The 9,095-nt window shown below is 75.6% G+C and carries 10 protein-coding genes, 1 pseudogene and 1 riboswitch; of the genes and pseudogenes, 5 read left to right on the top strand and 6 right to left on the bottom strand.

Annotation, left to right across the window (positions count from 1 at the left end; genetic code table 11):
- Positions 1 to 124: pseudogene (locus ACI78S_RS21820) on the top strand (IS481 family transposase); the annotation flags it as partial.
- On the opposite strand, the gene ACI78S_RS21815 reads toward ACI78S_RS21820, so the two are convergent.
- The gene (locus ACI78S_RS21815) at positions 121 to 1,281 is read right to left on the bottom strand and encodes a diguanylate cyclase (protein WP_456977071.1); all 1,161 of its coding nucleotides are present in this window, start codon (positions 1,279 to 1,281) and stop codon (positions 121 to 123) included. The pseudogene ACI78S_RS21820 and the gene ACI78S_RS21815 overlap by 4 nt on opposite strands.
- Before the next feature lie 94 nt (positions 1,282 to 1,375).
- Here ACI78S_RS21815 and ACI78S_RS21810 point away from each other — a divergent pair, with 94 nt between their 5' ends.
- From ACI78S_RS21810 to ACI78S_RS21795, 4 genes are all read left to right on the top strand, one after another.
- On the top strand, positions 1,376 to 1,849 hold the full coding sequence (locus tag ACI78S_RS21810; protein WP_456977070.1) for a cupin domain-containing protein: 474 nt from the start codon (positions 1,376 to 1,378) through the stop codon (positions 1,847 to 1,849).
- 69 nt (positions 1,850 to 1,918) lie between these two features.
- On the top strand, positions 1,919 to 2,101 hold the full coding sequence (locus ACI78S_RS21805; RefSeq protein ID WP_456977069.1) for a hypothetical protein: 183 nt from the start codon (positions 1,919 to 1,921) through the stop codon (positions 2,099 to 2,101).
- Positions 2,102 to 2,122: 21 nt separating this feature from the next.
- Positions 2,123 to 2,821, top strand: coding sequence for an NADPH-dependent F420 reductase (gene npdG / locus ACI78S_RS21800; protein ID WP_456977068.1), 699 nt, complete (start codon positions 2,123 to 2,125; stop codon positions 2,819 to 2,821).
- A 9-nt stretch (positions 2,822 to 2,830) separates the two neighbouring features.
- Positions 2,831 to 3,370: a gluconokinase gene (locus ACI78S_RS21795; protein WP_456977067.1), complete on the top strand. Its 540-nt coding sequence runs from the start codon at positions 2,831 to 2,833 to the stop codon at positions 3,368 to 3,370.
- Here ACI78S_RS21795 and ACI78S_RS21790 read toward each other — a convergent pair.
- The 5 genes from ACI78S_RS21790 to ACI78S_RS21770 all read right to left on the bottom strand — a co-directional run bounded on the left by ACI78S_RS21790 (position 3,367) and on the right by ACI78S_RS21770 (position 9,070).
- Positions 3,367 to 5,970 (bottom strand): ATP-binding protein, encoded by a 2,604-nt coding sequence (locus tag ACI78S_RS21790; protein ID WP_456977066.1) that lies wholly within the window; start codon positions 5,968 to 5,970, stop codon positions 3,367 to 3,369. The two genes, ACI78S_RS21795 and ACI78S_RS21790, sit on opposite strands and share 4 nt — an antisense overlap.
- Positions 5,971 to 6,061: 91 nt before the next feature.
- Positions 6,062 to 6,493: a hypothetical protein gene (locus ACI78S_RS21785; protein WP_456977065.1), complete on the bottom strand. Its 432-nt coding sequence runs from the start codon at positions 6,491 to 6,493 to the stop codon at positions 6,062 to 6,064.
- Positions 6,494 to 6,531: 38 nt separating this feature from the next.
- A complete protein-coding gene (locus ACI78S_RS21780; RefSeq protein WP_456977064.1) occupies positions 6,532 to 6,846 on the bottom strand; it encodes a DMT family transporter in 315 nt (104 codons plus the stop codon).
- A gap of 12 nt (positions 6,847 to 6,858) precedes the next feature.
- Positions 6,859 to 6,923: riboswitch (guanidine-III (ykkC-III) riboswitch) on the bottom strand.
- Positions 6,924 to 7,070: 147 nt separating this feature from the next.
- Positions 7,071 to 8,243 (bottom strand): 4-hydroxybenzoate 3-monooxygenase, encoded by a 1,173-nt coding sequence (locus tag ACI78S_RS21775; protein ID WP_456977063.1) that lies wholly within the window; start codon positions 8,241 to 8,243, stop codon positions 7,071 to 7,073.
- A gap of 50 nt (positions 8,244 to 8,293) precedes the next feature.
- The gene (locus tag ACI78S_RS21770; protein WP_456977062.1) at positions 8,294 to 9,070 is read right to left on the bottom strand and encodes an IclR family transcriptional regulator; all 777 of its coding nucleotides are present in this window, start codon (positions 9,068 to 9,070) and stop codon (positions 8,294 to 8,296) included.
- Positions 9,071 to 9,095: the final 25 nt, after the last annotated feature.

The following is a 9,095-nucleotide window of genomic DNA, read 5'->3' as shown; positions in this document are numbered from 1 at the left end:
ACGCGCCGCAGCCTTGCCCGGCTGGCTGCACGCCTACAACCATCACCGCAGCCACACCGCGATCGGCGGCCGGACCCCGATCAGCCGCATCACTGTCAACGACCTCGTGGGACAGAACAGCTAGGCGACGTCGCTCGCGGCGCGCTCCGCCGGCTCCGCCGGCTTCGTCGTCGGCAGCGGCGCCGGGACCCGCGCCGGCCGCGGGTGGGGCAGCTGCAGCGCGGCCACGCGGTCGCGCCCCTGCTGCTTGGCCTCGTACATCGCCGCGTCGGCGCGGTCGACCAGCCGCCACAGGGCGTCGGTCGGGTCCTCGCCGTCCACCGGCCGGGTCAGCGCGACCCCGACGGAGGCGGTCACGGCGTGCCCCTGGTCGGTGCGGGCGGCGGCGACGGCCGCCCGCAGGCGCTCGGCCAGGTGCCCGGCCTCGGCGGCGTCGGCGACCAGACCGAGCACGACGAGCTCCTCGCCGCCGGTGCGGGCCAGGACGTCGGCCGGCCGCACGCTCGCGGCCAGGGCGGCGGAGACGACGCGCAGCACGGCGTCGCCGGCCGCGTGCCCGTGGGCGTCGTTGAGCCGCTTGAAGTGGTCGAGGTCGAGCACCATCGCGGCGACCCGCGTGCCGTCGCGGCGGGCCTGCCGCCACACCCGGGGCGCCTGGTCGACCAGGTAGCGGCGGTTGTGCAACCCGGTGAGGGGATCGCGCACCGACAGCGCGCGCAGGGCGTCGAGCAGCCGCTCCACCCGCCGGCGCAGCACGAAGACGCCCAGCGAGACGATCGTCAGGATGCCCGCGTTGACGACCACCTGGACGGTCAGCCCGGCGGTCTCGTGGTGGGTGTGGATCAGCGCCAGGACCACCGCGATCGGCGTGACCACCAGGTTGACGGCGAACTGCCACCGGTCGAGGAACCAGGCCGCGACGAAGCACGGGAAGAGCAGGGCGAGCGGCGTCGCGTAGTGGATGGGGTCGGCCAGGCAGCGGGCCACGACGACGTAGAGCAGGTCGCCGAGCAGGACCAGCGCGAAGGTCTGCGGCCGGGTGGCGCTGCGGCGCACCGCCAGCAGCCCACCCAGGACCATGCACAGGCCCATCGTGCCGCCGTAGAGCCACCGCTCGCTGTCGCGGACCATCTCGTCCACGAGGAGGTTCGCCGAGCCGATGAGCCCGGCCAGGCAGAGCACCACCGCCAGCGTGCGGGCGGCGACCCGGTGCTCGGGTCCGCGCGCCAGCCCGGCCACGGCGGAACCGGGGTCCGTCTCGGCCGTGCGGCTCCCGATCACCGCTGCAGGATGCCTCATCCGGGCCCTCCCGAGGAGGTTTCGCGACGCCGTCACGCACTGTCGTCGGCCCGGCCGCGGTGCCAGGGTGGGGGGCATGTCCCACCCCGACCCGTCGCTGTACGACGTCCGCACCGTCGCCGAGCACCCGCTGGTCGACACCGGCGGCACCAGCTCGCTGCGCATGATCGCCACCGGCGGGTCCACCGACGGCCGCTTCGGCCTCCTCGAGTACCGGGTCGCCCCCCGCTCGGCCGGCGCGGCGCCGCACTACCACCAGAAGTTCAAGGAGTCGTTCTACGTCCTCACCGGCGAGCTGACGATCTACGCCGACGGGGCGTGGCGGCCCTACCAGCCGGGTGACTACGCGCTGGTGCACGAGACCGGGGTGCACGGCTTCCGCAACGACGGCGACGAGGAGACCTCGTTCCTCATCCTGTTCGCGCCAGGGTTCGCGCGGGAGAACTTCTTCGCCGAGGTCGCCGAGCTGCGCCGCAGCGGGCGGGAGCTCACCGCCGAGGAGCGGACGGCGTTCTACGCGCGGCACGACCAGGTCATGGTCGACGTCTGAGCAGGTCGGGAGCCGGGGTAGGGGCCCGGTGTCGTCGCAGGTGGGTCGTCCGATCGGGAGGAAACCGGCATGGCCGAGGGCCCGTGGTTCTTCTGCCTCAAGCACCACACCGTCGAGCCGCGGGACGGGTGCGCCGAGCGGCACCGGCTCGGGCCCTACGCCACCCGGGAGGAGGCCGAGCACGCCCTGCGGTCGGTGGCGGAGCGGGAGGAGAAGCTGACCGCCGAGGACCGTGCCTGGGAGGGCGACTGACCCACCCGGCATGATCGCGGTGTGACGGACGGACGCGCGGTCGAGGAACTGGTCGTCGGGGTGCTCGGGGGCACCGGGCCGCAGGGCAGGGGCCTGGCGGTGCGGCTGGCCGCCGCCGGGCAGCGGGTGCTGCTGGGCTCCCGGGACGCCGACAGGTGCGCCCGGATCGCCGACGAGGTCGCCGAGCGGGCCCGCGCCGCGGCCGCGCCCGGGGTCGAGGTCTCGGTGACCGGCGGCGCCAACGCCGACGTCGCCGGCGCCGCGGACCTCGTGATCGTCGCCGTCCCCTACGACGGGCACGCGGCCCTGCTGGCGGAGCTGGCGGCGCCGCTGGCGGGCAAGGTCGTCGTCGACTGCGTCGTCCCGATGGGCTGGGACGAGCTCGGCGCCTACGTGCTCGACGTGCCCGAGGGCAGCGCCGCCCAGCAGGCGGCCGCGCTGCTGCCGGACTCCACCGTGGTGGGCGCGTTCCACCACCTGTCGGCGCGGCTGCTGGAGGACCTCTCCAAGCCCACCCTGGACGGCGACGTGATGGTGGTCGGCGACGACCGCCCGGCGATGGACCTGGTGCAGGCGCTGGCCGGGCGGCTGCCCGGCATGCGCGGCATCTACGCCGGCCGGTTGCGCAACGCCCGCCAGGTCGAGGCGCTCACGATCAACCTCGTCTCGGTCAACCGCCGCTACAAGGCCCACGCGGGCATCCGCATCACCGACGTCTGAGGAGCAGCAGTGGCGGAGTCCCCCCGGACGACGACGATCGTGGTGATGGGCGTCTCCGGCGCCGGCAAGTCCACGGTGGCGGCCGAGCTGGTCGCCCGCCTGGGCTGGGAGTTCGCCGAGGGCGACGAGTTCCACCCACCCGAGAACGTCGAGAAGATGCGCTCGGGCACCCCGCTGGACGACGACGACCGCCGGCCGTGGCTGCGCCGCCTCGCCGGCTGGATCGGCGAGCACGAGCGGGACGGGCGCGACCTCGTCGTCACCTGCTCGGCGCTCAAGCGGGCCTACCGCGACGTGCTCCGCGACGGCCACCCGTCGGTCTGGTTCGCCCACGTCAGCGCCGACCCGGACCTCATCCGCGGCCGGGTCGAGGCGCGCAGCGGCCACTACATGCCGCCGTCCCTGCTGAGCAGCCAGCTGGCCACGCTCGAGCCGCTCCAGCCCGACGAGCCGGGCGCCGTCGTGTCGGGCGTCGCGCCCCCGGCGCAGGTCGCCGACGAGCTGCTGGCGCAGCTGGCCGCGGAGCGGCGGGACCGCGCGGAGCGCTAGCGGGTCCGGATGACGACCGTCGTCCCCGCCGGGCTCGGGGTGGCGGTGATCTCGGCGACCGCGCTCATCAGCGCCGAGCCGCGGCCGCGGTCCATGCTCGGCACGCGCTCGCGCCACTGGCCGTAGTCGCGCACGGTGATCTCCACCCGGCCGTCGCGCACCTGCGCCGAGACGTCGACGAACGGCTCGGTGGGCTGCTGGGCGTGCTCGATCGCGTTGGTCGCCGCCTCGCAGGCGGCGAGCACGAGGTCGTACACGTCGTCCTCGCCCAGCCCCGCCTCGGTGAGCAGGCCGCGCAGCCGCGCCCGGACGGCGGGGATCGAGCGCGGGCTGGACGGGAAGCGCCACGCGGCCCGCGCGGTGCCGGTCGCCGTCGCGGGGGCCGGCCGCGGCTCGGGCACCGCGGGCGGCGGCGGGCCCACCACCGGCCGGGGCGGCGCGACCCGCGACGACGCGGCGGTGTCGAGCGGCTCGCGGCCGGCCGCCCGCTCGAGCAGCACCCGGACGCGGGCGACGAGCTCCGGCGCCTCGAACGGCTTGGCCAGGTAGTCGTCGACGCCGGCCGCGAAGCCCTCGACGGCGGCCTCCTGGCCGGCGCGAGCGGTGAGCATGAGGACCGGGACGTGCCGGGTGGCGGCGGAGCGGCGCAGCTCGCGCAGCAGCTCGAAGCCGTCCAGGCCGGGCATCATCACGTCGGTGACCACGAGGTCGGGCGGGTGCCCGGCCACCGCGTCGAGCGCCGCCCGCCCGTCGGGGGCGGTGCGCACCGTCCAGTGCGGGGACAGCAGGCGGGTGAGGTAGGCCCGCATGTCGGCGTTGTCGTCGACGACGAGCACGCTCGCCGCCGACGGCGGGGCCGACGGCGCCGGCACGGGCGCGACGTCGTCCCACGGGACCGACGCCGCCCCGGCCGCGTCCTCGGAGGGCTCCGCGGCGGCGTGCCCCGGCGCGTCGGCCGCACCGGCGGGCATCCGCACCGTGAAGGTGCTGCCCTGCCCCGGGCGGCTCGCGACGGTGACCGTGCCGCCGTGCAGCTCGACGAACTCCCGCACCAGCGCCAGGCCCAGGCCGCTGCCCTCGCGGCTGCGCGCGGCGCTGCCCGGCACCCGGTGGAAGCGGTCGAACAGCCGCGGCAGCTCCTCGGCGGGGATGCCGACGCCGGTGTCGGCGACGGTGAGCACGAACCCGTCCTCCGCCGGCCGCAGCACGACGGTGATGCCGCCGACGAAGGTGTACTTCACCGCGTTGGCGACGAGGTTGACGACGACCTTCTCCCACATGCGGGGGTCGACGTACACGGGGCGCGGCAGAGGCGGGCAGTCGACATCGAGCCGCAGGCCGGCGCGCTCGGCGGCTGCCCGCAGCAGGCCGGCCAGCTCGGCGGTCAACCCGGGCACGTCGGTCTCGACCCGCACCGGGGTGGCCCGCCCGCCCTCGATGCGCACGAACTCGAGCAGGTCGTCGACCAGCCGCCGCAATCGGCGGCCGTTGCGCAGGGCCAGCTCCAGCTGCTCCCGGGCGGCGGGGCCGACGCCGCCCTCGCGCAGCAGGTCGGCGATGGGGGCGAGCAGCAGGGTGAGGGGGGTGCGCAGCTCGTGGCTGACGTCGGCGAAGAACGCCGTCTTGGCGCGGTCGAGCTCGGCGAGGGTCTCGGCGCGCTCCCGCTCGGCCGCGAACGCGCGCGCGTTGACCACCGCGCCGGCGAACTGCCCGGCCAGCAGCTCGTGGAACGACCGGTACTCCGCGTCGAGCGCCCGGTTCGGGCTGACGCCGGCCACCAGCAGCCCCACCGGCTCGCCGTCCCGGGAGCCGGCCAGCGGCAGCGCGACCGCCTCGCAGACCGGGTCGCCCCACGGGCCGCCCGGGACCCCCAGGTCCTCGACGCGCCCCGGCAGCACCTCGTCGGCGCCGCCGACGGCCGCGGGCAGCAGGGCCGCGTCGCAGCCCACGACGGCGGTGCGGCGCAGGCCGCCGTCCGGGGCGGACAGGTAGACCGCGGCGAACGGCACGTCGAGGGCGCCGTCGGCCAGCGGGGCGCACATCTGCTCGACGGTGGACCGCTCGTCGTCGAGGCGGCCGGCGGCCGTGGCCACCTCGTGCAGCAGCCGCTGGCGGCGCTCGGCGAGCACCTGCCGGGTGACCTCGGTGCAGACGGCGTGCATGCCGGCGACCTCGCCGTCGTCGCCGTAGGCGGGGGCGTGGGAGACGGTGAAGTAGGTCTCCTCGCGGTACCCCGCGCGCTCCAGCAGGAGCAGCAGCTGGGGGATCCACGACGGCTCGCGCGCCGCCATCGCGTGCTCGACCGGCTGCTGCAGCGCCGCCCACCCCTCGGCCAGGGTGATCCGCAGGTCGTCGCCGATGGCGCCGGGGTGCTTCGCGCCGATGAGCGTGGCGTAGGCGTCGTTGTAGAACTGCGTGTAGCCGGGTCCCCAGGCCAGGATCATCGGGAAGCGCGAGGCGAGCACCGTGCGGACGGCGAAGCGGAGGCTGGCCGGCCAGGTCTCCGCCGGTCCCACCGGCGTGGTCGACCAGTCGAAGGCCGCCATCAGCCGGCCGTTCTCGCCGCCGTCGCGGAAGACGTCGGCAGCTCCGGGTCCCACGGGTGGGACGGGGACCACAGCACCTCCAGCAGGCTCCGTACGGGCGGCGACCAGCACCGTACCCGGGCTCGCTGGGGGCGGCCCGGCGGCATCAGCCGTCCGGGTGGTCCTCCTCCGGCCGGCCCCGGCGCAGCAGCAGGCCGGCCACCGACCCCACCCGCGTCTGCGCCTGGCGCAGGCCCGCGACCAGCGGCATCAGGTCGTCGTGGATGCGGCGCAGCGTGTCGGGGACGGTGTCGACGGCGGGGTCGTCGAGCACCCGGCCGACCCGCTCCAGCCCGGGCCGCAGCGCGCGGACCGGCTCCTCGAGCTCCTCGACCAGGGCCTCCAGCCGCTCCGCGGTGCGCTGGGCGGAGGCGATGGTGTCCTTCGCCGCCGTCGTGGCGTCGGTGAGCTGGCGGACCGTGCCCTGCAGGTCGGCCAGGGTGCGCGGCAGCTGGGCCAGCGCCTCGGTCTGCCGCTGGAGGAGCTCCATCAGCTCCGAGAGCCCGGGGATGCGCCCGAAGCCGCGGAAGGGGTCCACGCCTGCACCGTCGGGGACGGCGCCGGGTGCCGCAACCGCTACGCGGTCACCTTCAGCCCGATGACGCAGCCGACGATGCCCAGGAGGAGGAACACCCGCAGCACCGAGACCGGCTCGAGGCCGGCCCACATCGCGTAGGCCGCGGTGAGGCCGGCGCCGATGCCGACCCACACCGCGTAGGCGGTGCCCAGAGGCAGGCCGCGCATCGCCCAGGCCAGGCCCACCATGCTGGCGACCACGGCCACGGCGAAGACGACGGTGGGCCCCAGGCGGCTGAACCCCTCCGAGCGGTGCAGGGCGGTGGCCCAGACGGCCTCGAGGACGCCGGAGAGGACGAGTACGACCCAGTGCACGACGCACGCTCCCGCCGCCGTCTTGTCGCGAGCCGGGTACGGCGGTGCTCGTCCGGGGGCGCCTCGTCGCGCCCTGCCCCCACTGTCCCACAGCCGGGCCTTCGGTACGGGAAGCCCCCGGCGTCCGGGCCTCCGGGCTTTCGGTACGGAAAGCCCGGAGGCCAGGCGGGCTTTCGGTACAGGAAGCCCGGGTGCCAGACGGGCGTTCGGTACGGAAAGCCCGTTCAGTCCTCGATGGGCAGCCCGGTGTAGTTCTCCGCGAGCTCCCGGGCGGCCGCCTCGGAGGAGCACACCCGCCGCAGCTGGGACAGCTGCAGCTCGGCGTCGAAGTCGTCGCCGGAGCGGTGCAGCATCGAGGTCATGAACCAGGAGAAGTGCTGGCAGCGCCACACCCGCTCCAGCGCCTTGTCCGAGTAGGCGTCGACCAGGTCGGTCTGCTTCTCCTGCAGCAGCCGCACCAGCGCCGTCGCCAGCCGGGTGACGTCGGCGACGGCCAGGTTCAGGCCCTTGGCGCCGGTCGGCGGCACGATGTGCGCGGCGTCCCCGGCGAGGAACAGCCGGCCGCGGCGCATCGGGGCCGAGACGAACGAGCGCATCGGCAGGATCGACTTGTCGGTCACCCGGCCTCGGTTGACCGACCAGCCCTCGTGGGCGAACCGGGTGTCCAGGGCGTCCCAGATCCGCTCGTCGGACCAGTCCTCGATCTTCTCGCCGGGGTCGACCTGCAGGTACAGCCGCGAGACCTTGGGCGAGCGCATGGAGTACAGCGCGAAGCCGTCGGGGTGCCACGCGTAGATCAGCTCGTCGGTGGCCGGGGCGGCCTCGGCCAGGATGCCCAGCCACGCGTAGGGGTAGGTCCGCTCCCACACCCGCTGCGCGGTGCCCTGACCGACCACCTGCCGCGAGATGCCGTGGAAGCCGTCGGTGCCGGCGATCACGTCGCACTCGAGCACCTGGGCGTTGCCCTCGGCGTCGGTGAACCGGATGCGGGGGCTGTCGCCGTCGACGTCCTCCGGCTGCACGTCGGAGACCTCGAACAGCAGCGGCGGGCCGCCGTCCAGCTGGGCCTTGACCAGGTCCTTGACCACCTCGGTCTGGCCGTAGACCCACACCGTCCGGCCGCACAGCTCCTTGAAGTCGAGCTGGTGCCGCACGCCCGGGTACTGCAGGTGGATGCCGCGGTGCTCGAGGCCCTCGCGCTGCAGCCGGTCGCCGACGCCGGCGGCGATCAGCGTGTCGACGGAGTGCTGCTCGAGGATGCCGGCGCGGATGCGCGCCTCCACGTACTCGCGCGACCGGTTCTCCAGCACGACGGAGTCGATGCCCTGGAGGGCCAGCAGTCGCGACAGCAGCAGGCCGGCCGGGCCGGCGCCGATGATCCCCACCTGAGTGCGCACGGAGGGAGTGTGACGCCCGCTACGCGCGGGCGGCGAGCCCGCCCTTCCGTTCAGCGGAAGGCGCCCGCTCGGGCCAGCTCCCGGCCGATGCCCCGGGCGGCCACCTCCAGCACCGGCACCAGCCGGGCGACGTCGCGCCGGTGCGAGGGGACGACGATGCCGAGGGCGCCGGCCACCACGACCCCGGTGGAGCGTTCGACCGGGACGGGGACGGCGACCGAGGCGGTGCCGAGCGACATCTCCTCGGCGGTCCGGGAGAACCCGCGGCGGCGGATCTCGGTGAGCTCCCGGCGCAGGCGGCCGGGGTCGACGACGGTGTGCCGGGTCTCGCGGGTCAGCGCGCGCAGCACTTCCTCGACGACGTCGTCGGGCGCCGCGGCCAGCAGCACCTTGCCCACGCCGGTGGCGTGCAGCGGCAGCCGGCTGCCCACCTGGCTGACCACCGGCACCGACTCCCGCCCGGAGATCCGCTCGACGTAGAGCGCGCGGGTGCCCTCGCGGACGGCGAGGTGGACGGTGTCGCGGGTGGCGGTGTGCACGTCGAGCAGGAAGGGCGCGGCCACCTGGCGCAGCTCCAGCTGCACCGGGGCGAGCAGGCCGAGGTCCCACAGCTTGCGGCCGATCTCGTAGCGGCCGTCGGCCCGGCGGGTGAGCGCGCCCCACGACGTCAGCTCGGCCAGCAGCCGGTGCGCCGTGGTGAGCGGCATGGCCGAGCGCTGCGCGATCTCCGACAGCGACAGCCGCGGCGCGCTGCTGTCGAAGGCGTCGAGGACGGCGAGGGCGCGGCTGGTCACCGACCGCCCGGGGGCGCCGCTGCGTCCCGCCATCCCCACCCCGCCCTTCCACTCGCCG

The organism is Geodermatophilus sp. SYSU D00815, assembly GCF_054050035.1.
This window is presented reverse-complemented; position numbering and strand designations above follow the sequence as displayed.

Coding starts and splice junctions, on each gene's coding strand:
- ACI78S_RS21810 (WP_456977070.1), top strand. CDS start 1,376: ATGTCCCACCCCGACCCGTCGCTGTACGACGTCCGCACCGTCGCCGAG.
- ACI78S_RS21770 (WP_456977062.1), bottom strand. CDS start 9,070: ATGGCGGGACGCAGCGGCGCCCCCGGGCGGTCGGTGACCAGCCGCGCC.
- ACI78S_RS21805 (WP_456977069.1), top strand. CDS start 1,919: ATGGCCGAGGGCCCGTGGTTCTTCTGCCTCAAGCACCACACCGTCGAG.